The sequence below is a fragment of the symbiont of Argiope bruennichi genome, assembly GCF_051094275.1.
In the GTDB taxonomy this organism is placed as follows: domain Bacteria; phylum Bacillota_I; class Bacilli_A; order Mycoplasmatales; family SG1.
Map to the genome: position 1 here is coordinate 357,397 of NZ_CP070274.1, position 23,914 is coordinate 381,310.

A 23,914-nucleotide genomic window follows, 5' to 3' on the forward strand; every position below is an offset into this window, starting at 1 on the left:
TTAAATATTTAAAAAGAAAAAAATGATAAAAAATAAAACTTTAAGTTGTTTGAAGCATCATCTAAAAGAATTTTTTTTAATACTTCATAGTTTCATTCTTTTTTTAGTTGATATGAATTATTATTTTTGATTAACAATAATTCATTCATTAGAGGAAAAAGATATTTAATTTTGCGTCTTAAATTTAATTTTTTTGAAAATGGTTTGAATTTTTTAATACTTTTATAAGTTCCAAGTTCATTTATTAAAAATTTTTTTAATTTTTTATTTTCAAAAAGCAGTAATAATTTATCATTTAAACTAACAAATGGATATGAAAAATTAATAATATCATTTTTTATCAATTTAATACCTTTAGAAATTAAGGACATTTCTTTAATTTTTTCTGAAAAAATTATTAATTGATTATCAAAGTCTTTAAAAACTAAAAAATTTAAATTTTTATCTATACAACAATTAATTAAATAATCATCTAACTCTAATTTAATAATTTTTAAAAACTTAAAAGTTTTTAATTTTTCAAAATTTTCTTTCTTAATAATTACTTTTTTACAGAAACTATTTTTTGAAAATAAAACTAAATTTAAATCTTTAAATTCTAAAAGTTGAATTAAAGTAATAATTTTTAGGTTCTCGTTGACATTTTTTAAATAATTTTGTAAATTATTTAGTCCATCATTTTTTGTTTGATTTAAATTTTGAAAATAAAAATAAAATAACTCACCAGTATTTAATACAGCAACAAAAATATGATTATTTTTAAAATTACCTAAGGCAATTAGTTCATCTTTTTCTGATAAATTAATCGGAAATTCTAATAACTCACTTTCGTTTTTTTTAGTAATTTTTTGATAATAAAAAAATTTTGTCAATAAAAAGAAGTGCTCATTATCATTTAAATTTAAGCTTTCTTTTTTAATTTTTATATTTTGTACTATTGGTGGCTCAATATTTAAAATAACAGTTCTTCTCTGCTCATTTTCATATTTTTCTAATATTTTTCTAATATTTTTAATAATGTATGAAACAAGATTTTCTTGAGAAGACAAATAAAAACTAATTTCTTTCAACTCATTTTTTATTTTTTTTTTTTCAGCCTTTAATTCTAAAATATCTGTATTTGAAAGGCGATATAACTGCATTAATGCAATTGCTGAAGCCTGATTTTCTGTAAATTTAAAATGTTTTTGCAAATTTAAAATAACATCTTGTTTATTTTTAGATTTTTTAATTACAGCAATTACTTCATCCAAAATAGATATCATTTTTTCAAGACCAGAATAAATTTCTAATTTTTCATTTAATTTTTCTTGCTTTTTTGATAAAACTTGAAAAAAGAATTCTTTTTGAAAGTTTGTATAACAATTCAGGAAACGTAAAAAATTAAATAAAATAGGTTTTTTTTTGTAAATTGCTAAAAAATTACAGTTATAGTTATATCTTAAACTTGTATATTGAAACAAAATATTTCTTATTTCTTTAGCTTCTTTTGAATTTAAAGTATTTAGGTGTACTTCTATTAAAAGACCGTTTTTATCAGATAAATCTAATATTTCTTTAATTTCTAAATTGTATTTTACTCGAGCATCTTCAATTTCTTTAACAATATTTTGTTTTAATAAAGAATAAGGAATCTCTAAAATTTTTAAAACAAATTTATTATTAACAATTTCCCATTCAGTTTTAGCTTCAATAATAAATTTTCCAAAACCATTTTTATAAATGGTTGGGATGTCATTTTTATTAATAATAATTCCCCCAGTTGGAAAATCTGGACCTTGAAAAATTTCTAAAACATCATTTAACTCACAATCTGGATTGTTAAAATAATAAATAATAGCTTCAAATAACTCTTTAATATTATGAGAGGGAATTTCTGAGGCATAACCAGTTGCTATTCCACTACACCCATTTAAAAAAAGAATTGGATAAATTGAATAAATAAATAACGGTTCTTTTTCTGAATCATCAAAATTATTAACAAATGGATTAACTGATTTATCGAAATATGATAAAACATCATCTGCTAACGGAGTTAATCTAGTTTCTGTGTAACGCATAGCAGCAGCAACATCGCCATCAATTGAGCCATTATTTCCTTGTACAGAAACTAAAAGATATCTTTGCTTTCAAGGTTGAGAAAGTCTAATTAAAGCATCATAAATTGAAGTATCACCGTGAGGGTGATATTTTGATATTACTTCTCCAACAACTTTTGCACATTTTTTATACGAAGAAGTAGATTTTAAATTCAATTTATACATTGAATAAATAATTCTTCTTTGAACAGGTTTAAAACCATCAATAAATGAAGGGATTGCCCGATTTTGAATAATATATTTGGCATATTCTTTGTAATAATCAGAAATTAAATATTGAAATTTTTTTTCAATAATATTATCTACTTGAGCTAATATTTTATTTTTCATAAATTATTTTTTATTTTAACTAATAATTTAAATAATAACAAAATTTTATAACAAAAAATAATAGATATAAAAAAATATTTTATAAATTAAATCACGATACTTTTGCTTTAAATTTTTGATTTAACAATTACCAAAAAAAATTATAATTCATGGTTTTTAATTACTTAACAGTTTTTTAAATTTTGTACTGATACCTAATTTATTTAAAAACTTTGATTATGAATTAATTTTAGATGGTTTTTTTTGGTCTTTTAATTTAATGAAAAAAATGATGATTGCAATAAATGGTGCTTAAAATTGATGAAAATAATAAATATAAAATTGATCTTAGTACAATTTAATATTAGTAAAAATTATTTTGAAAAAAAAACATAAACTATAATATAAGCATTAAAAAACTATAAGAATTAAAAAACCAATATAGATTATTTATATTAAAAATGTTTATTAAAATTTTAAAATGAAAAAAGGTTGCCTTATGAAAATAGAAAAAAAAATTAAAACTTTTTTATTGGCTTCATTAACTATATTTGCTTCTACAATTTCTGTTGTAGGATGTGAAAAAGAAAAAAATGAGGAAAATCAAAATTACAGAAATTTTGTTTCTAAATTAAGTAATATTGATCCAAACTATGACAATCAATTTTTAAAATACACTAATTTAAAACTTTTTACAGGTGAAACCGAAATTGAAGATTCGGGTCTTAATTTTTCTGTTAATAGTTTTAATATTTCTAATATTAAATTAATTGGTCTTAAAAAAGACGAAGTTAATAAAGTAGTTCCTACTAGTTTAACTAATTTAAAAAATCAAAAAATTAAAATTGATAAAGATAATAAAAATATACTTTTTAAATTAGATTATGGTACTTTTGACTTAAATAATATAATTTTTATCTCAAATTTTAATCTAAAAATTTCTAAGAATGACAATGAATCTATGGTATTTAATAATATAACAGTTTTTTTTCAGCTTTCACCCAACTTTTCTTGTCCTAAAAAATCTGATTATAATCTAGATTTATACGATTGTTCTAATATTTCTAATTTAATTAATTATGGTATATCACCTGAGCAATCTCAAAAAATGACTTTTACATTCGATAATGAAGATGATATGAATAAACCTGATATTGGGTACAATCCTAAAGTTTCTAAAAATAGTATTTTAACTGGTGACCTAATTGATGAAGATTTATATTATGATATTAATTGACACCCCCATAAATTTAAAATTATTGAAATGCCTTTACTTTTTAACATGGATTTAAACAAACAAATTACAATTGATGGAACAAATCATGAATTTATTATTGAATGTAATAAAATTGTTAGACAAATTAATATAGAGGGTGTAGCTCTTGATAAAGAGTATTCAGAAAATGAAGAATTATATGCTTCATTTTTTTCAGAGTTTGATGTAAAAAACCCTGAACCAGCCAGTTTTAAAAAAGGTAACTTTATTATTGTATTTAAGCATGATTAAAAATTTAAAAAATATTATTTTTTCTTTAATTTAATTAAGTATCTAAGTTTTTTTCTTTATTAATTATTTCTTTATAATCGCAATCTTTACAACTAATATATTCACTTAAATAGTTTGAATTTCATTTTGTTACTAATGTTCCACCACATTTTGGACATTTTCTCTCTAAAGTTTTTGAAAAAAATATTTTATTTTCTAAAAAATTATATGAAGTTGTAAATTTACATTTAGGAAAATTACTACATCCAACAAAATCACTAAATTTTGAGGATTTTAGTAATAATTTACCGGTTTTACATTCTGGACAATCATGATTTAAAGGGATGTTTTTTTCAGTTGAGACACTTTTATAGTCTAATAAATTTTTATCAATTAGTAAAAAAATTTCGTTAACTACCTGAAAATATTCAATTTTTTTTTCACTAATTTCATCAAACTTTAATTCTAAGTTTGAGGTATATTTGTAATCAATAATAAAGGGAAAAAATTTATTTATTTTTTCAATTAGGTACTTCCCTCTTATTGTTGGAAAAAAAAGATTTTTTTGAAAAATAATGTATTGAGACTTTTTAACTTTGTTAATAATTTCAGAATAAGTAGAAGGTCTTCCAATTCCTAGATTTTCTAAGATACTAATAATTTTCCCTTCAGATAATCTACTTGGCGGCTTTGTTTCATATTCTTTAATTTCAGAATTAGCCACAAAATATTTTTTATTTTTCAAAAAATCGTAATTTGCCAACGGATCATTAATTTCTTGATTTAAGACAATATTTTGTCCAGGAAATAAATTTTTTGTAATTTTTACTTGAAAAAAGTAATTATTATTTTTAAAAGTTAAAGTTTTTATTAAATTTTTTGTTGGAGTTATAAAAGGAATAACTGTATGCTCAAAAATTAATCTATAAATATTTAATTGTTCTTTAGATAAAAAATTTGCAATTTTTTCTGGTTCTTTAGATAAATCAGTTGCCCTAATTGCTTCATGAGCACCCTGAACATTTTTTTTTATTTTTTTAACATTTTTATTATCTTTTCAAAAATAATTTTGTCCATATTTATTCTCAATGTATAATTTTATTTTTTGAGCAAATTCATCTGAAATTACATTTAAATCTGTTCTTGGGTAAGTTATTAAGCCAATTTGTTCATTTTCTAAACTTACTCCTTCAAATAATGACTGTAAAATAAAAGTAGTTTTTTTTGTGGGATAACCAAATTTTTGGAAGGATAAAATTAAAATTTTTGCTGTTGTTAGTGGTAAATATTTATTTGATGAAATAATATTTTCTTTTATGTCTTCTAAAGTTGCAAAATCACTTAAATTACTAGCAACTTCATTTATTTCATCTTTTGATGAAAAACTATCTTCTGTTTTTGAAGATTTATTTAAATAATTTAAAATTAAACCATTTTTTAAGTGCAAAAATAGCTTAAATGTAATTATTTTAACAAAAGACTCAATTTTTTCTTCGTTTTCACAAATTAATCTTAATATTACCGATTGTACTCTTCCAACACTTTTACAAGCAAATTTTTTTCAAAAAAAATTACTTAAGCGAAAACCAATAATTCTATCAATTGCTCTTCTGCAATTTTGAGCTTTAACTAAATATTCATTGACAGAAGTTGGTGCTTCAATTGCCTTTATAATTGATTTTTTATTAATTTCATGAAACACTACTCTTTTACACTTTTTTTCGCATTCTTCTTTATTTTTTACAATAAAATTTAGGATATGATATGATATTGCTTCACCTTCTCGATCAGGATCAGTTCCAAGAAAAATATCTGTTGAATCTTTTAAACTTTTTTTAATTAAACTAATTGTTTTTTTTTGCCCTTGAATAGGAACCCAATTTAAACTATAGTCATTTAAATTAATCCCTAGATTATACTTATTATTTTTAGCTAATTCAAAAAGATGACCTTTTGTACTTAAAACTAAAAAATCATTAGACAAAAATTTTGAAATTGTTTTTGCTTTAATCGGTGATTCACAAATTAGTAGTTTCATAATTATTTTAATAAATCCAATATATCAGTTGAAGATTCAATAAGAAAGGCGCCATTTTTTATTAAAGTATTGTTTGATTGATCATCAAAAATAGGAAAAGGTACAACACCAATATCAATATTTTGATCGATTGCGTGCATAACTGTGTTTAAAGTACCACTTTTTCTTTTGGATTCAATAACAATTAGAAGTTGTGAAAATCCAGAAATTAACCGATTTCTTTGTTTAAAATATTCTTTTTTTGAGGCAATATTTGGTTCAAACTCAGAAATCACTAGACCATTTTTAGCAATTTCTAAAAATAAATTTTTATTAATTTTTGGATAAATATGCTTGAAACCAAAAGCTGTAATTGCCACAGTTTTAATATTATTTTTCAGGCATTCTTGATGTACTAAGCTGTCAATCCCTAAAGCAAATCCAGAAATTACCACAATATTTTTATTTTTAAGCCCAGAAATTAACTTTTTAGTTGCATTAATCCCATATAATGATGGTTTTCTGGTACCAATAATCGAAACTATTTTATTTTTGGAATCCAAAAGGTTAATATCTCCAATTGAATATAAATTTTTTGGTGGTTTTTGAATATTTAAAATTTTACTAAAAATTTTATTTTCATTAACTTCAAATTTTTGAATTTTAAACATTTACTATATCCACTTAAAGGTGTAAGAAAAACCGATAAAAAAAACTGAAAAAAACCCTATTAGCATTATAAGGTAAAAAATTAAAGTAATTGAAAGATTGAAATTTGCTGTGTAATTTATTAAAAGTGCAGGATTATGAAATAAAATTAAAATTAAAATTTCTCCAATATAAAAGGCTGGTGATAAATAATAAAGCCCAAAAGGAACTGTAGAATGCCCTGGCGATGAATAAAAAATTCCACTTAAATACAACATTGAAAAATAACAAGATGTACCAATTCCTTGAACTGATCTAATTTCACGAAAAAAACCACCAATAAATCCTCCAATCGCAAAAACTGCTGGAGAAGTTACGAGAATAAACAAAATTCCCATAACAATATTTGTTCCATTAACATATAATCCTGTGGCTAATGGAAAAATAATACAGATAATTGTTCAAGTAATAATATTTATAAAAAGATATAAAAGTGATTGAATATATATAATTGTAAAAGGACTATAACCATTAATATAATATCTTAAATATATTTTTCGAACTCTATTTGTAGCAATTGCAATTGGAAGCCCAACAAAAGAAGCACTTAAAACAGGCAACAACATAATTCTTGAAAGAATTGATTGCCAATAATGAATTTTATCAATTCCGGGTTTAATCATGGCAGCCATTGATGAATATACTAAAAACATCATCAACGGCATGAATAAAGGAAATAAAAATGCCAACGGCTGGCGATAAAAAGTTTTTATTTCAATTTTCAATATTTTAAAAAAACGACTAATTGAAACCAAGAAAAACGGAAGGTTTTTTTTCTTTTTTTCAGTTAATTTTTTATTTGAAAACAAAAGATTTTTAACTAACTTTATTTTTTTATTCATTTTCTAAAAAACTTTTTTCAATTTCATTAAAAAGTTGCTTATTGGCAAAAAAATTAGTTCTTATTTCAATTTCATCTCGATAAATTATTTCATATAAAGTTTCTAAAGAAATATTTTTGTTTTGATGTTCTTTTGGAATAATTAAGTTGCGCAATTTATCTAATGTTCCGTCAAAAATTATTTTACCTTTTTTTAAAAAAATGTATCGATTACAAATTTTTTGGAGTTCTTCTAAGTAATGAGACACAACAATCATTGAATTTTTTTGAATTTTTCGATAAAAAGATAAAAACTCTAAAATATCCTGTCTAGATAATGGATCGACATTTGAAGTAATTTCATCTAAAACTAAAAGTTTTGGTTTGTTAATAAGAGCTAAAATTAAACCTAATTTTTGTCTTTCACCACCACTCAATTTACCAGCAATAAACCTAAGTCTCGAAGTTAATTTCATAAATCTTACAAGTTTTAAAACAAAATTAAAATCAACATCAAACCGATAAGAAAAAATTTTTAAAACATCAATTACTTTCATGTTTGGATTAAAAAAATTTTCTTGAAATTGCACCCCAACATCTTTGAAGATGTTTTTTTTGTCGATTGAATGAAAAATAACAGATTTTTTTGATTGTTTATAAATATTTAAAATTGAATAAATTAAAGTTGTTTTTCCACTTCCATTGGGACCAATAAGCCCCAAACAATCATTTTCATAAAGTTTGAAGGAAATATCGTTTAAAACAAAAGTTTTAAAACTTTTTGATAAATTATTAACTTCAAGAACAATTTTTTTTTCTTTGTTATCTTCCATCTTTTATCTTAACTAATAAGATTTAATCTTTTAAAAATTAGGTCAATATTTTTTGTATAATATTGTAAACTAAATGCTTCTTTTAACAAATTTTTATTTAATTTCAATTCTTTTTCTAAAAGTTTTTCAAAATCAATGTTTTCTTTAATTGCTTTTATGCTTAATTCTTCACAAACTTTATGAGCTTTTTCTCGAGATCAATTTAGTTTTTCAATTAATAATAACAGTACTCTTTGAGAAAATATTGTTTTGTTAGTCAAATAAATGTTACTTAACATTCTTTCTTTATTTACCGTAAAGTTTTCTAAAATATAGTTAATTCTTAACATCATAAAATGCAATAAAGTACAACAATCAGGAATAATTACTCTTTCAACTGATGAATGAGAAATATCTCTTTCATGTCAAAGACAATTATTTTCAAATGCAGGATTAATATAGCCCCGAATTGCTCTTGAAAGTCCACAAATATTTTCGGAAAGAATTGGATTTTTTTTATGAGGCATCGAACTTGAACCAATTTGATCTTTGTCAAATGGTTCTTGAACTTCTCCAATTTCTGTTTGTTGCAAAAGACGAATTTCAAGAGCAATTTGCTCAATTCCTGAGGCAATTAGGGCAAGGGTTGCGATGTATTCTGAGTGTCTATCTCGTTCTAAAATTTGGGTTGAAATTTGTGAGGAAGATAAAAGTAAATTATCACAAACAAAATCTTGAATGAAAGGATCTACATTACAATAATTTCCAACTGATCCAGAAATTATTCCAATTTCAATCCTCGATCTAGATGACAAAAAACGAATAAAATTTCTTTGCATGACATTATATCAAACCGCCACCTTATAGCCGAATGTGGTAACTTCTGCATGAATTCCGTGAGTTCTTCCCACAGTATAAGTCATTTTATGTTCCAGAGCTAATTTTTTTAAGTTATCTAAAATAACTAAAAATTCTTCTTGCAAAATATTGTTTGCTTGCATAATCATATAACTTCACCCAGTGTCTACCAAATCAGATGAAGTTAGTCCATAATGAAATCAGCGCCCTTCACTGCCCATATTTTTAGAAACTGCTCTAATAAAGGCAACCACATCATGTTTATAAATTTTTTCTAAATTTTTAATATCTTTAAGGTTGTATTTTGCAGTTTTTTTTGCCAAAATAAAATCTTTTTCTTTAATAGTTCCAATTTTTGTAAATGCCTCGTAAGTTAAAAGTTCAATTTTTAATCAAGTTTTATATTTAAACTCTTCAGATCAAACTTTTTCCATTTTTTTTGTTCTGTAACGTTCAATCATGTTATTTTCCTTTAAATAATTCTTTTGTTTTTAAGTAATTATGATATTTTATTGCAAATCTGTGCCCTTCTTCTTGAATGTTTTGAAAAAAGTAAAATTCACTTTTTTTAGGATCAAAAAGATATTCAGTATTTTCATCAATTATTAAAGAACTTGTTTTGTGAAAAAAGTTTTTTTTTAAAGCAATGGGTAAGACTGGTATAAAATGGTTGAAACTTTTAAAGGCACTTTTAATTGCGTTTAATTGAGCAATTGCTCCATCAACAATTAAAATAAAAGGATCTTGAATTTTTTTTTCAAAAAAATACTTATGGATTGCCATTGATAAGGCATCCAAGTCATTATTGACAGTAGTTTTGGTTAAATTTATTTTTCGGTAATTATTTTTAATAAATCCTTTTTGATAAGCATAATAAATAAAAGCAGCACAATAACTATCAGTGTGATGATGTGAGGCATCTAAAAAATAAATGTCTAGATTATTTTTTATTGACAAATATTTTTTTAAAAGATCATATCCTTTTTCTTCAACTCTTTTAAAAAAAAGTTTTTTTGAATAATTTATTTCAAAAGATTCTTTGGCATTTTGGTAAACTAATTGAAAAATTTCCTTTTTTTTACCAATTTTGGGAAATTTTAAAGTTGATTTATTAATAAGAAATCATTCATCAAAGTCAATTAACTCTTGAGGACAATAAATAATTTCTGGAAAAAGATTTTTTTGATAAATTTTTTCTAAATAATTAGATAATTCTTGCAAATAGTTCGTAAAAAATTGAAATATGTGATTATCTTTTCGCATTAAAATACCATTTCGATAAAAAAAGATTGTTAAAGAAATATAATTTTCAAAAATAAAGTAATTAATAAAATCAAAATTTAAATTATTTTTAAATTCAATAATTTGGGTTGTTTTAATGTTGTTGTTAATATCATCCAAAATTTCTTGATATTTTTTACATAATTCATAATTTTCTTCTTTAATAAATTGTTTAATTTTATCTTTAATAAACTTTTCTACCAAAAAAGTTTTACCTTTAAAAAAAGAAATAATTTTTTCTTTTATTTTTTCATATTCTTCTAAATTTACTTTATTGATACATGGTGCTAAACATTGTCCTAAAGAATAATAAAGGCAAGGTTTATTGGGAAGTTTATTGCATTTTCTTAAAGGAAATAAATAATTTAAAAAATCATATATTTTTCTTGGTGAATATGCATCAGGGAAGGGACCAAAGTAAATACCTTGATCTTTTTTAATATTCCTAACATATAAAAGTCTTGGAAACTTTTCATTTGTTAGCAAAATATATGGATATTTTTTATCATCTGCTAATAAAATATTGTATTTTGGTAAATATTTTTTGATTAGTGATTGTTCTAAAAGAAAGGCATCTTTTTCTGTAGAAACTAAAAGAAAATCAACATCAAAAATTTTATCAATAAATAAAATTGTTTTGTAAGCTCTTTTTTTATTTTGAAAATATTGATTTACTCTTTTATAAATATTTTTTGCTTTTCCAATATAAATAATTTTATTTTCATTATTCTTAAAAAGATAGCAACCAGGTTTTTTTGGAAGTTCTGATAATTTTTTAAAAATTATTTTTTCTTTTAACACTAATATTTTTGTTTATTTAATTACTTTTCTGGGTCTTGATCCTGTAGATTCTTCAACAATATTATCTTTTGCTAGTTGATCTAGGATACTTGCCGCTCTATTAAAGCCAATTCGATATTTTCTTTGAAGATATGAAGCAGAGATAAAGTCTTTTGTGAGCACAAATTCTTTAATTTCTTCGTATAAAGAATCTAATTTTCCATCAAAACTATTATTTGATGAAAAATCATTAATTGATTTTGTTTCTTTAAGTTCTAAAGTAAAAATTTTTTGTTTAATTTTTTTTGCTTTATTCAAAATTAACTCTAAATTAACATCGTTTACAAGTGGTCCTTGAATTCTATGAATTTCTGAGTTTATTAAAAATAACATGTCGCCATGACCTAATAATTCCTCAGCCCCACCTTGATCTAAAATAATTCTAGAATCAATTTGGGAACCAACTTTGAAAGAAATTCTAGAAACAATATTTGCTTTTATTGTGCCAGTAATAACATTAACTGAAGGTCTTTGAGTTGCAAGAATTAAATGAATTGCTGCAGCTCTTCCAAGTTGTGCTAATTTTTGAATTTTTTCTTCAACTTTTTTGGAAACATCTAACATAATATCTGCTAATTCATCAATAATTAAAACAATGGCTGATAATTTTTTGCTTTTTTCTAGGGTTTTTTTGTTGTATTGAGAAACATTTTTAAAACCTTTTTCTGAAAGAAAATGATATCTTTCATTCATAATTTCAATAAGATCATCCAAGACTGTAACTACTAATTCAGATTCTTTAATAATTGGAAATAAAAGATGAGGTACATGTTGAAAGAAAGTAAGTTCAACTTTTTTTGGATCTACCAAAATTAATTGAACTTCATTAGGACTATATCAATAAATAATATTGGTAATTAAAGAATTTAAAAAAACTGATTTTCCAGCACCAGTCGCCCCAGCAACTAAAAGATGAGGTAGTTCTTTTAAATTGTAAAGAGCAATACTTCCATCAGTTTTTTTACCATAAATTAATACTAATGGATGGTAATCTGTTACTTGATTTAAACAATTTTCTAAATGAACAACATCTTTAGTTTTTCTTTCAATTTCAATTCCAATCAAATTTTTGCCTGGAATTGGGGCTAAAATTCTTAAAGTTCTTGAAGCTAAGTTCAATTTTAAGTTATCTTTTAAAGATAATATTCTGTTAATTTTTACTGTTGAAGGAGTCTGAATTTCAAATAATAGAGTTGATGGTCCAGTAACTATTGTATCGCAAAACGCTTCAATGTTAAAATCTGCAAAAGTGCTAATAATTGTTTCTTTCTGAATGTTTGTGTAAGAAGATTCGGTTGGATTTGGTTTTTCAAACCACTTTAGTTTAATATTTTTCATGTTTTCATGATAGTTATCATCATCAAAACGATAAAAAACTAAATTTTTGCTAATATTTTGAACAGGTTCATCAACTTCATCAAAAGATTCAATTTTTTCTTCAAAAAAATTCTCTGGTAAGTTGTTGCTTTCTAAATCTTTATCATTAAAGTTGCTTTTAAGATCAAAATCTTCAGTTCTTGGATCTAATAGTTCGGCATTTTCATATTTTATTGAAGATAATGCTTTTACTTCAATCGTATTATCCTCTATTGAAGTATTTTTCTGTGAAAAATCTTTTATTTCTTGTTCTGTAAGAACTTTAAATGGAGTTACAAACCTATCTGCTTGAAAAGCAGTTTTTTTAATTTTTTGATTGTTTTCTTTAATTTCTTGAGGAATTTTAAAAAGTTTTTTTCTTTCGTTTGGATCAGAACTTACATTTTGAAAGTAGGAAAAAGTGCTTGTTTTATTTAAATTTTGTTCAACAGTTTTCGTTGCAAATTCGTCAATTTGATTGTTATCTATAGCAATACTAGCATTTTTTTTAAAAGCTTTTCGATAAATTTCTTCATCATCTTGAAGTTGTTTTAAAATTAATTTTTGTTTTTCAATTCTGTTTTTTCCATAGAAGTTTGAGTTATTATTATATTGAACTGGCAAATTTTGATAATCATTTTGATAATTTAGATCATCTGTTATTAATTCATCAATATTGTCATTTTCTTCCAAAATAGACTTTTTTACTTCTTTTTTTAACTGATTTTTTTTTGAGTAATACAATAATTTATTTCAAAGTCAATAATATAAGTATCAACTATGATTAGTAACAACAATTGAAAGAGAAACAAAAAATATAAATAATGCCACAATATAACCAAAAAATAACGTCACAATTAAATTTGAAAGTAAAGAAAAAATAGCAAAATAAAAAGCTCCGATAAAACCAATATTAATATTGTTAAAAAATTGAGAGGAACCATTGTTTTTATAACTATTGGTAAAATCACTTAAAATTTTTGAAAAACTTGGTAGCTGTGAATCTTTAAATGAAGCAAGACAAATTAAAAAAGAAAGTGAAAAAATAAAAAAAATTGATCCAAAAAATTTTCTTGTTATAAATGGATGAGGTCTTAAATTAAACATAATAACTAATAAAAAACCAAAAACAATTAAATAAAAAAAGTATTTAAGTTCTCCAAAAAAATAACCAAAAGTTCATTTATCAATATATTTAAAAAAACTTAGTTGAATCAATGAAAAAAATAAAATAACTAAAGAAACGCCGCAAAAAATTAAAAAAAGATAGTGTTTATTTTTCGTAGAAATTTTACCAAGATTATTTTGCATAACAATTTTCCTTGTTTTTTTTAATTATTAATATTATCTTTCTTAACTTTTAGGTGATCATATAAAAAAATTACAGATAATGGCCTTTTATTAAATTTTTTTACAAAATAATTATTTATTTTATTAGAAATTTGTTTTTTAATTCCAATCGAAAGATCTTTAAAATTATTTTTAACTTTATTTTCTTTTAAGAGTTCATTTCAATTATTTAAAATGTTTTTAATAATTGAAAATAATTGTTTTTTTTGTTCTGCTTCATCTTTTTCAGATACTACTCCAAACAAAATCAAATTCATTGATTTTAAATTAATTTCTGAATCAATTAAAAGATTGACTGTAATTAAACCATCATATAAAAGTTGTTTCCTAATTTCTAAAATTTTTTCAACATTTGATGTTTCAGATGATGAAAGGGTTAAGTATGATAGAGAAATATTTAATCTAGATGTTTTTGTTAATAGAGATTTATTTGCATTAAATTGCAAAATATCACCATTTACTCAAAAAAAAGTTTTAATCTTGTTGGCAAAATGCTCTTTCAAAATTTGTTCTAAAAATTTTTGATTTTGAAAATTCCCAGAAATTGATAAAACATAAATAGGTTTTATTACTGATAATAAATTAATTAAATCGTAATATAAAGGAGCAGTAAAAACTAAATCTGCAGGAATAAATTGACAATTAATTTCTAAAGAATAAAGACAGTTGATAACATTTGTTGCCATAATTTCAAAACCAGGAACTGGTTTTGTTAAAGAAACAAAGGTATCTGATGGCAAAAATTTTAAAAAATTATCGTTTTCAGTCAATATTTTTTCAATTTTTAGAAATATTTCTTCATTATCATCAGTTAAAACAATAACAGCATTGCTATCATTTTGCAAGTTTTTAAAATTACCTAAAATCACATTTTTACTATCAATAATATTAGAACTTGCAGCATATTTAAAAACTTCAAAAAAATTTTTACCATGAATATAAAGTTTTTTTTTATATTTTAAAACAAGATCAATAATTTCTGAGAAACGGTAAAAATCACTGTTGTAAAGCGAAAAGATAATTCTTCCTTTGGCATTTTTAATAATATTTTCTGCAAATCCTTTAATTGAAATTAACTGGTTTGCATAATATTTCTTATCAATATTGTCAGTATTAATTAAAAGAATTGTCTTTTCATTTTTCAAATTTGAAAGAAAAAACAAAGTATTTACAGTATCAGTGTTGTAAAATTTGGATTCTAAAAAATTAATAAAAATATCGCACAATATTAAGACGTTAATATTGTTGTTAAAAATTAACATAAATTGATAATTTTCAGGAAATATTGAACAAAAAATAAAAGAAACGACACTAAATGTGGCAAATTTAAAACTTTTTTGATTTTCTAAAATAATAAAATTATTAAAATTTTTAGAAACTAAATTGTATTTATCTAAAATTGTTTTCGTAAACGAGGAACAATAAACAGGGCATTTTAGGGTTTCAACAACAGTGTTTATTCCCCCACAATTTCTAAATTCCCCGTTACTTATAAATAAACCTTTGACTTTTTTGCTATTATTTGCCAAATAATTAATATCAAAAGATTCAATTTTCAAACCAATATTATTTTCTGGTTGAATTTTTATTCCACAATTAAAAATAACAATTTCGGTGGTTGTTTCAATAAAGAAAATTCTTTTATCGTTTTCTTTTAAACCAGAAAGGCAACAAAACTTTAACATTTTTTTGTTTGCGATAAATTAAATTAATTTTGATTTATAAATAAATTTTTCAAAAAATTATTTTTCAATGTTTATTAATTTAAACACATAACCTTTTTCGTTTTTGCCAATAATTTGAACATTTACAAAATTATTTAGTTTTAAGTATTCATGATCTGCTTCATTCAATGAATCTTTAGATAATAAACCAGTTCAGTTTTTTTCTTCTAGGCGAACAATAATATTATCAATATCTTTAATAATTTTTCCGCGATAGTTTTTTACTGTGAAAGTACCATTTTTTTCATCTGTAGCAATTTTTTTAATTCTTTCGATCACATCTTCAATGACATTTTCTTTTGTGTGATAAACAAAAATTGATCCATCATCTTTAATGTTTATTTTTGCATCATCATTTTGTCTTATAATTTCTTTAATTGTTTTTCCACTAGTTCCAATAATAAGACCCAGCTTTGATTTATCAACATTGATTTTTTTAAACTTTAAATTTTTCATTTCTTTTTTATTTTCAATCATATCAGCTTTAAATTTTGTAAAATTTGACTCCATTAAGTTAATTATTTTTAAATTAGTATTAAATCCTAGGTTTAAGGATTCAATAATTTGTTTTCTAGAAAGACCGTTTGTCTTTGTATCTAGTTGAATAGCATAAAAACCAGTTTTTGATGAAGATATCTTAAAATCCATGTCACCAAAATGATCCTCCACTCCTTCAATATCTACTAGCAATTGATAGTTATCATTTTCAGATATCAAACCAATTGAAATTCCAGAAATTATTTCTAAAACTGGAACATCTGCGCATAAAAGCGCAAGACAGCTAGCACATATTGAAGCTTGTGAAGTGCTTCCATTACTTGAAAGAACATCAGTTACCACCCTTATTGTAAATGGATAATCCAAAACATCAGGAATAATTCATTTTAAAGCTTTTTCTGCTAAATTTCCATGTCCGATTTCTCTTCTTGAAATAAAATTACTTTTTCGAACTTCATTTACAGAAAATGGCAAGAAATTATAATGGTGAAAAAAATATTTTTCTCCAATTGCAAAAAAATCATCAACAATTTTAAAATTTTCCATATCATTTAAGGTTACAACAGAAATAACTTGTGTCTCACCTCTTTCAAAAACACAACTACCATAAGAATTAAAATATGGAAGAATTTCAATGTTTATATTACGAGTTTCATAAACATTTCTGTTACTAAACCTGATTTTTTTTTCAATAATATATTTTCTTGCGTAATGTTTAATATCTAAGGCAATTAGTTCATGTAAATGAGTTAAATGATGCTCTTCTGGTTCTTTGTTAAAATGATTTTGATATAAATTTGACAAATGTTTAATTGTGTTGTTTGTTCAATTTTTTTTTTCTTCTTTTGTAGTTAAAACAAAAAAATCTTTGACGTTTAAAGGAAATTTTTGATAAAACTTTTTAGTTTCTGGATCGATTTCTCGATAATTTCATTCAAAAAATGAAAGTTTTTTAATAAAATCAAAATTTTTATAAAAAAAAGCATTTAATTCATGAGATTTTTGATAAAAAATATCAAGGCTTTTTTCAATTTCTTTTATAGAAATTTTTGGTCCATCAAATTCAATCATATTTATTTTATTTTCGGGACCTGAAAATAAAATTGACGAAGTATTATCAAAGGTAAAATTAATGTCTTTTTGATCATTTTTTGCTTCAATTAGTAAATTACCTGAAAAATGATTAAAAAACAGTTCAAAAGCAAAAATTAAAGGAAAATCCTTTGAGACTGATAATTTCAAAACAATTGAAGAAAAAAAAATTAAAAGTCATTTTAAATAACTTTTTTCTCCAATTGCAAAAACAATAATATTGATTTGAATTTCATGATTGAAATTATCTTTAAATAAAGGTCGAATCGTTCTATCAATAAGTCTTGCAAACAAAACTGCATTATCTGAAGGTTTTAATTCTCTTCTAGAAAAATTTCCAGGGATCCGATCTGAAGAATACATTCTTTCAATTACATTAACTTGAAGTGGTAAAAAATCAACTTTAGAGGGTTCTTTGTTGATTGTTACCGTAATAAGAAAAGCATTTTTTTCATATTCTACAAATAAAGAAGCGTCAGTTAAGAAGGCTAAAGAGTTAATCTTTATTGTAATTGGTTTATTAAATAAATTGTCTTTAATTAAAATTTTATTTTTAACAGCTTCACTAACCACGAATTTTTAGCTCTTTTTTAACTTTTAAAAACAATTCCTGATTGGTTCTTTTTAAATAAGCTAAATGGTGATTTCTTTTTGAAATAAGTTTTAATAATCCTCTTTTACATTGAAAGTCTTTTTTATTGTCTTTCAAATGTAAAGTTAAATTCATAATTCTTTGGGTAAATAAAGCAACTTGTATGGCACTACTACCACAATCTTTTGCAGAAATTCCAAAAGTTTTAATTAAATCTTGTTTTTTTTGGTTAATAATATTTTCCAAAACTACCTCTTTTTTTTATAAAAATTTATATTTTTTAATAAAATAAAAACATTTAAGTTTACATATCTATTTTACTTAAATTTCATTTTTTTTCTAATAAATTAAAGTTTTTTATTATACTGTTTTTTTTTAAAATTTCTTGAAGATTATATTTTAAAACACATCTAAAACCCAATGTTAAATCTTTTTCAACAATTTTTCTAAAAATTTTTTTTTCAAAAAATTGTCTGTCATCTGATAATTTGTCAGCACAATATAAAATCATATCTAGTTTTGACATTTTAACTGATGCTGTTGTGTGTTTTCAAATGGCGTTTAAAACATTTAGATTGTTATATTTTAGTTGATAATATAAGTAAAAACAGGCAACTCTTGAATGTTTTACAGAAAATGGTTCTTTTAACAAATGTTTTCCGTACTTTCTTAAATAATCATCCATTAGTGAAACTTTAAAAGACTTACAAATATCATGCAACATACAAGCAGCATAAGTGTCGCTTTCAGATACTTGATGTATTTTTGCCAGCTTTAATCCGTATTTAGTAACATTTTTAGTATGAGTAATTTTATATTCTGATAATAAAAAATTAATTTTATCTTCAATGTATAAATTATTTTTATTAATATAATTTAAAACTTCATTGCTTAATCAGTTAATTTTTTTACCAATTCTAATTTGTGAAGAGCTAATATTAAATTGATAATTATTTAAAAAAATAAAATTTTTTAATAAACCGTTTTTTTCTTCATTTCTTAGAGATTTATGATTAATATTTCTTAAAAGAACATAAAAATTTTTAATTTTATTTTGAATGTTTTGGTAATTTTTTCATTGAAAAAAATTTAAATAATTATCATATCCGATTGCTAAATCAAACTCATGTAGAGGAAAATTTTCAGTCAATTTATCAATTAAATCAGAAAAAAAATCATATTCACAATAATTTAAATTCTCGATTATTTTAACTTTTTTAAAATTTAAAAAAAGTAACTTTAGCATTTGAATTCTTTTTTTAATGCTTACGATGGAAATTGGTTTTAATGGATTGTTTTTTTGACAAATAATCCACATTTCGTCAAAAAAGACACATTCTTTTAAGTATTTTGCTAAAAGAAGGTGTCCTAAATGACAAGGATTAAAGGTACCAGAAAAAATCAAAATTGATTTTTTAGTATTCATTAATTTTTACTTTTTATTAAAGAAAAATTTTAAATTATGAGCAAATTTAATGTTTTTATCTTTTAAAAGAATAAAACTTGTAATTCCAGAAACTGCCATTAAAATAAAGAAGAATTTATATCAGTGAACTTTAAAATCATTTCATTGCATAACAAGATCATGATTTCAATTTGAATAAATATATAAAAATAATGGGTTTAAGATAACACCTGCTAAAATTAAAAATTGGGTGTAAATACCTTTGATAAAAAAAGTTCCAAAATAAAGTCCAAAACGAACTAAATAAAGAACAAGAGAAGCAATTGCTACATTTATAATAAATAATTTTTTTCTAAAAACATTGATTTTAAGTAATAATATCCTAAATCATAGTTTGTACTTGAAGAAACATCTAATAATGGAATAACTAATAGTGCTGTTAGAACCGAAGTAGTAAATTTAATATTTAATGCTACTGGTTGTGAAACAGGTTTAATTTTACCTGCTCCTTTTCTGTAAACAAAATCTAAAATAGTTACCTCTAAACCTCAAAAAAAACAGTTTAAAAATCCAAAAATTACTCCAATAAGAATTTTGTCAGTATTTATATTTAAAGAATTTGCATCAAAAAGATCAAAACAACTATACCCAACAACTCCTGCTAAAGTCAAAAAAATTGAAAATCATGCCATTGTAGTAATACGATCTTTTAAAAAAATTCGATTAAAAATTGTTGTTGCTAGAGCTGGCAATAAAGAAAAAAGAATTCCTATGATTGGACCTGCATAAAATACACAAAGAAGGTTGCAAGCAGCACCAAGTGGACCTCCAATTATGCCACAACAAAAAAGAAAAAAGCCATCGTATGTGAACATAGTTTTAATTGAATCTAAAAATTTGGTACCACCAAAAGCAAAAATATTGAAAACCAAATTAAAAAATTCAATCACGATAAAAAGACAAAAGGGAAAAATAAACTTTGAATCTCCATTATTTGAAACAATTGCTGCAGAGAGAACCAATACTTTTAAAACAAAAAAATATTGAGAATTTGCAACAGCACCAATTAAAGAACACGAATACCCTTTAAGGGCGTTTGATTTTTTTTGCGTCATTTTTTATTAAAAATTTTTATAAATTTTTTTAATTAAGACTGGTCTTTCTTGAGATTTTTCTTCAATAATAAAAGAATTATACAAAATATTCAAAATATTTTGAGAAATTTCTTTATTTGAATAAAGTTCAAAAATTGGTTCTTCAAAATTAACAAAATTACCGTTTTTTTTTAAAATAATAATTCCAGCATTCATATCAATAACATCGTTTTTTTTAATTCTTCCAGCACCAAGGTAGCATGAGGCTCAGCCAATATTTTCACAATTTACAACCCTAAAATAACCTTTTTTTGGAGCCTTGATGGTAAAATGATATTTTGTGTCTCAATTTTTTTGATTACTTAATAATTTTTTGCAATAATCAACATCACCCTCTTGATTTTTCACAAATAAATAAAAATTATTTAAACATTCTTTATTAGAAATTTTTTTTTGAAGCATTTTTTCAACTTCATTTTTATTTGAAGCTAATTTTAAAGTAATTAAAAGCTCTGAAATTGTTGAAAGAATTAATTGATATAAATCGGTTGATCAGTTCCCATTTAAGCAATTCAAGACTTCTTTAATTTCTAAAGCATTACCAATGTAATTGCCAAGAGGTTGATTCATATCAGTGACCTCAATAATTACTTTTCTGTTAAAGTGATTAGCAATTTTTAACATTTTTTTGGCAAGATCTTTGGCTGTTTCTAGTTCTTTGCAAAAACTTCCAGATCCACATTTTACATCCAAAACAATAATATCGTTATTAAAAGCTAATTTTTTGCTCATAATTGAAGCTGCAATCAAATCAATTGAATCAACGGTAGCTGTTACATCTCTTAAAGCATAAATGACTTTATCCCCAGGAACTAAATTTAAGGTTGCACTAGATATGGCAAATTTATCAACTTCAACAATTTCTTTAAGTTTTTCTAGTGATAAATCGGTCTTTAGGTTTGGAATACTTTCCATTTTATCAATTGTTCCGCCAGTTTGAGCTAATCCTCTACCACTCATTTTAGCAACATAAAAACCAAAACTTGCAAGAATAGGACCAATTATTAAAGAAACTTTATCACCAACGCCTCCAGATGAATGTTTATCAACTGAAGTTCCTGGAAATTTAAAGTTAACTGTATCCCCGCTTTCAACCAAACATTTTGTGTAATCTAAAAGTTCTGATTCTTGAAGTTTATTAAATCAGATTGCCATTAACATAGCGCTTATTTGATAGTCTGGTAATTCTTTACTAACAGATTTATCAACAAAATATTTTAATTCTTGATAACTTAAAGCTTTACAATGTTTTTTCTTTTCAATTAATTCAATGATATTCATTTTTTTCTTCTTTCAAAAATAAAAATTATTGTCAATTTTTTTATTTCAATTTATTATAAATAAAAAAAACTTATCGTTTAAATTGTTTAATAAATTTAAATAATAGATGTATACTTTAATAGACAAGATTTTATTTGATAAGGTAATAAATTACCTAAAATTGTAAAATTTTTTAGCTTTTATAAAAATTTATCAAAAAAATAAAAGGATAAAAGATGGTTACACTTCAAACGCTTTTTTGATTAATTATTGTTGCAGGATTGGTTACTTTTCTAATTTTTTTAACAATACTTTTTAAAAAAGTAAATAAATTGAAAGAAAAATTTTAAAAAATTGAAGATAAAATGAGGGAAAAAAACCATGACTAATAAATGTTAAAGTCACCCTTATTTTAAAAGTAATTTTACATAATTAATATAATAATGAAAACAAAAGTTAATCAATGAAATAAAATTTATGAAACTTTAGATCAAGAAAAAAGTTTCAAAATAAAAGAAGAGCTTTTAAAATCTCTGATTGATACAAAGATTATTGAAGAAAAAAGAGAAACTAGTGATTTTGCTTTTGAACCATTGCAAAAAGATAAAAAAATAAAAACCTATTATGTTGTTTATTCTTTTTGTAAAAAAGATACCGATTTTCTAAAAATTTTAGAAATTATTTGAAAAAACGGATAATAAAATTAAAAAAGTCTTTCATAAAAAAACTGAAATGACACTTGCTCTTTGTTATTGTTAATATAATTTAAAATTGTTTTAAAATCAATTAATAAAAAAATATCAAAATTAATATTTGCCTCATTACAAATTAAGATTCAAATAAAGATTACTAATAAGTAAACCTGAAAATAAAAAATATCTGAGATTTCTTTAAAAATTATAAAAAAATTATCTCTTTTTAAAATTTTTTTTCAAAACTCAGTCACAAGTTCAATATTTTTATTATTAAAATTTTTGTAATAAGATTGAAAATTTTTAATTGCGGAATTACAGAAAAATGAAAAACTTTTAAAATTTTTTGAAAAATCATCAAAGTGTACAATTAAATTACGAATACTTTTTGATCAAAAATATCAAATTATTAAATTTTCTTTAAAGTTTGAAGTTATAGAGATTTCTGATAAAAAACTTTTAAAAAGAAAAAAAGCCTTATTTTCAATGTTAAATTTAGCATTGTTAATCAACTCGTATTTTATTTTTAATTTAGTTCAATAATAAAGATAAAAAAATGCAATTAAGGTGGTGCTTCTTCTAAAATATTTTTTGCTATTTTTTAACAAAAAAGAATTGATCAAATCAATTTCTGAAAATGTTGACATTGATTTAAAATTTACTAAATAATTTGATAGATTAATAAAATTTTTTTCAAAGTCTTTTTGGTTAAAATAAAAATTTTTATTTTCAATATTTTTTTTGAATAAAATAAAATTTCAAAGAGAAATAAAAAAATTTTCCACTTCCTTGTCACTTAAATAATAGATATATCCTTTTTTTGTGCTTGATGTAAAAAAATTTTTTAATTTAATTTTATTGTAAAAAATTAGGTTATAAATAATAAAAATATTTTCTAAAAAATTAAAAAAATCGCAAGATCTTTGAACAAAATAATACTCTTTAAAATTAGTATTGAAAAAAGCAAAAGATAAAGTATTTTTATTAATTTTGTGAAAAAATGAATAAATATTTACATTCTTAAAAAAATATATTGAATTTTTTATATTTAAATCTGAATTAAAACTACAATAAAAATTATCAATACCTAAGTGATAATAAAAAAAATAAAACTTTGTTTTTTGAAAATTTTCGATAGTATTAAAAAATAATTCTTTTTTTTCTTTGTTTAAAAATCTTATGCATGACAAATCTACAGCTTCATAACAAAAAACTAAATTAGATTCAATTTTTTCTGGAAGATCAATTAAATTATTACTAAAAATATAATCTGAAGAAAAAATTTTTAAAACTCAAAAGAGATCTGTTGATTGGGGAATTTTTTTTTTTTTCAATAAATTAAGAAAAAATGTCTCTTTTTCAAAAAGTTCAAAGGGTGCAAAAAAAATATCGCTAGATAAATTAATTTTAAAAATATTATCTGAAAAAAAACTCAATTTCGCTTCAATAAAGAGTTTGTTTGTTTTCTTACAAAAATAAAAATTTTGGTTATTTCATGTAAATTTTAAATATTCATCGATATTTTCAATTTTTCATAAAATATTGTGTATTTTTTCCATTT

The 23,914-nt window shown here is 22.7% G+C and carries 18 protein-coding genes; 2 read left to right on the forward strand and 16 right to left on the reverse strand.

Annotation, left to right across the window (positions count from 1 at the left end):
* Positions 1 to 8: 8 nt before the first annotated feature.
* Complete coding sequence (locus JTY60_RS01855; RefSeq protein ID WP_434414417.1) at positions 9 to 2,429, reverse strand: DNA gyrase subunit A; 2,421 nt, start codon at positions 2,427 to 2,429, stop codon at positions 9 to 11.
* Positions 2,430 to 2,907: 478 nt separating this feature from the next.
* Here JTY60_RS01855 and JTY60_RS01860 point away from each other — a divergent pair, with 478 nt between their 5' ends.
* A complete protein-coding gene (locus JTY60_RS01860; RefSeq protein WP_434414418.1) occupies positions 2,908 to 3,915 on the forward strand; it encodes a hypothetical protein in 1,008 nt (335 codons plus the stop codon).
* Positions 3,916 to 3,949: 34 nt separating this feature from the next.
* On the opposite strand, the gene topA is transcribed toward JTY60_RS01860, so the two are convergent.
* The 14 genes from topA to JTY60_RS01930 form a co-directional block, all read right to left on the reverse strand.
* The gene (topA, locus tag JTY60_RS01865; RefSeq protein WP_434414419.1) at positions 3,950 to 5,932 is read right to left on the reverse strand and encodes a type I DNA topoisomerase; all 1,983 of its coding nucleotides are present in this window, start codon (positions 5,930 to 5,932) and stop codon (positions 3,950 to 3,952) included.
* Between the two features lie 2 nt (positions 5,933 to 5,934).
* Positions 5,935 to 6,582: a DNA-processing protein DprA gene (locus tag JTY60_RS01870; protein WP_434414420.1), complete on the reverse strand. Its 648-nt coding sequence runs from the start codon at positions 6,580 to 6,582 to the stop codon at positions 5,935 to 5,937.
* A 3-nt stretch (positions 6,583 to 6,585) separates the two neighbouring features.
* Positions 6,586 to 7,461 (reverse strand): ABC transporter permease, encoded by an 876-nt coding sequence (locus JTY60_RS01875; RefSeq protein ID WP_434414421.1) that lies wholly within the window; start codon positions 7,459 to 7,461, stop codon positions 6,586 to 6,588.
* The gene (locus JTY60_RS01880; protein WP_434414422.1) at positions 7,454 to 8,272 is read right to left on the reverse strand and encodes an ABC transporter ATP-binding protein; all 819 of its coding nucleotides are present in this window, start codon (positions 8,270 to 8,272) and stop codon (positions 7,454 to 7,456) included. Before JTY60_RS01880 ends, JTY60_RS01875 begins: the two co-directional genes overlap by 8 nt.
* An 8-nt stretch (positions 8,273 to 8,280) precedes the next feature.
* Complete coding sequence (gene purB, locus JTY60_RS01885) at positions 8,281 to 9,570, reverse strand: adenylosuccinate lyase (protein ID WP_434414423.1); 1,290 nt, start codon at positions 9,568 to 9,570, stop codon at positions 8,281 to 8,283.
* A gap of 1 nt (position 9,571) precedes the next feature.
* Positions 9,572 to 11,191, reverse strand: coding sequence for an excinuclease ABC subunit UvrC (gene uvrC / locus JTY60_RS01890; RefSeq protein WP_434414424.1), 1,620 nt, complete (start codon positions 11,189 to 11,191; stop codon positions 9,572 to 9,574).
* A gap of 12 nt (positions 11,192 to 11,203) precedes the next feature.
* A complete protein-coding gene (locus JTY60_RS01895) occupies positions 11,204 to 13,897 on the reverse strand; it encodes a DNA translocase FtsK (RefSeq protein WP_434414425.1) in 2,694 nt (897 codons plus the stop codon).
* Positions 13,898 to 13,917: 20 nt separating this feature from the next.
* Entirely contained in the window at positions 13,918 to 15,621 is a 1,704-nt protein-coding gene (locus JTY60_RS01900) for a hypothetical protein (RefSeq protein ID WP_434414426.1), read from the reverse strand.
* Positions 15,622 to 15,678: 57 nt separating this feature from the next.
* The gene (locus tag JTY60_RS01905; protein ID WP_434414427.1) at positions 15,679 to 17,823 is read right to left on the reverse strand and encodes a polyribonucleotide nucleotidyltransferase; all 2,145 of its coding nucleotides are present in this window, start codon (positions 17,821 to 17,823) and stop codon (positions 15,679 to 15,681) included.
* Positions 17,816 to 18,088, reverse strand: coding sequence for a 30S ribosomal protein S15 (rpsO, locus tag JTY60_RS01910; RefSeq protein WP_434414428.1), 273 nt, complete (start codon positions 18,086 to 18,088; stop codon positions 17,816 to 17,818). The genes JTY60_RS01905 and rpsO overlap by 8 nt, the downstream gene beginning before the upstream one ends.
* 58 nt (positions 18,089 to 18,146) lie before the next feature.
* On the reverse strand, positions 18,147 to 19,268 hold the full coding sequence (gene yqeK / locus JTY60_RS01915) for a bis(5'-nucleosyl)-tetraphosphatase (symmetrical) YqeK (protein ID WP_434414429.1): 1,122 nt from the start codon (positions 19,266 to 19,268) through the stop codon (positions 18,147 to 18,149).
* Between the two features lie 6 nt (positions 19,269 to 19,274).
* Positions 19,275 to 19,418, reverse strand: a complete 144-nt coding sequence (locus JTY60_RS01920; protein ID WP_434414430.1) for a hypothetical protein — start codon at positions 19,416 to 19,418, stop codon at positions 19,275 to 19,277.
* A gap of 161 nt (positions 19,419 to 19,579) precedes the next feature.
* Entirely contained in the window at positions 19,580 to 20,362 is a 783-nt protein-coding gene (locus tag JTY60_RS01925) for a hypothetical protein (protein WP_434414431.1), read from the reverse strand.
* 6 nt (positions 20,363 to 20,368) lie between these two features.
* Positions 20,369 to 21,682 (reverse strand): thymidine phosphorylase, encoded by a 1,314-nt coding sequence (locus JTY60_RS01930; protein ID WP_434414432.1) that lies wholly within the window; start codon positions 21,680 to 21,682, stop codon positions 20,369 to 20,371.
* A gap of 422 nt (positions 21,683 to 22,104) precedes the next feature.
* Between JTY60_RS01930 and JTY60_RS01935 the strand changes: the two genes are divergently transcribed.
* Positions 22,105 to 22,359: a hypothetical protein gene (locus JTY60_RS01935; RefSeq protein ID WP_434414433.1), complete on the forward strand. Its 255-nt coding sequence runs from the start codon at positions 22,105 to 22,107 to the stop codon at positions 22,357 to 22,359.
* Positions 22,360 to 22,364: 5 nt separating this feature from the next.
* Here the strand turns inward: JTY60_RS01935 and JTY60_RS01940 are convergent, their stop codons facing one another.
* On the reverse strand, positions 22,365 to 23,912 hold the full coding sequence (locus tag JTY60_RS01940) for a hypothetical protein (RefSeq protein WP_434414434.1): 1,548 nt from the start codon (positions 23,910 to 23,912) through the stop codon (positions 22,365 to 22,367).
* Positions 23,913 to 23,914: the final 2 nt, after the last annotated feature.